This is a genomic window from Bacillus sp. SIMBA_154 (assembly GCF_046536015.1).
Classification (GTDB): domain Bacteria; phylum Bacillota; class Bacilli; order Bacillales; family Bacillaceae; genus Bacillus; species Bacillus pumilus_P.
The window spans coordinates 1-476 of record NZ_JAWJBV010000060.1 but is presented as its reverse complement, the minus strand read 5'-3'; the positions used below and the strand labels follow the sequence as shown (position 1 = coordinate 476).

Here is a 476-nt window from a genome sequence, read left to right as displayed (position 1 = left end):
CCATGAGCAGATGAGGGAGTCAGACGGGATTGACGCTGTGTTCAGCGGCCATACGCATGGCGGCCAAATCCGTTTCGGCCGGTTCGGGCCGTACGAATTGGGCGGGACGGGAACGGTAAAAAAAGCGCATTACCTGATCAGCAACGGCTACGGGACGACAAAAGTTCCGCTGAGGCTCGGGGCGAAACCGGAGACGCATATGATTACGCTGTGCGGACCGGATGAGCCGTCTTCCTGAAACAAACCCGGCCGCTGTGATAAAAAACGGCATTCTGCTTGTCTTCCCGCTGTACACGGTGTAAACTGATAACAAATTAAGAACCTATGACTCATTTATTCATATACTGTGTTATATGATTTGTGTGCAAGAAGAGGCAGGAGGGAACATTATGCGGCTTGAGCGTCTGAACTATAATAAGATTAAAATCTTTTTAACCCTCGACGATCTGACTGATCGGGGACTGACAAAAGAAGAC

1 protein-coding gene and 1 pseudogene are annotated in these 476 nt (G+C 49.8%); both read left to right on the top strand.

Annotation, left to right across the window (positions count from 1 at the left end):
• A pseudogene (locus R0K30_RS21050) lies at nucleotides 1-238 on the top strand (metallophosphoesterase); the annotation flags it as partial.
• A 151-nt stretch (nucleotides 239-389) separates the two neighbouring features.
• Nucleotides 390-476, top strand: an 87-nt coding sequence (locus tag R0K30_RS21045; RefSeq protein WP_410612700.1) for an adaptor protein MecA, incomplete at its 3' end; no start/stop codon positions are given.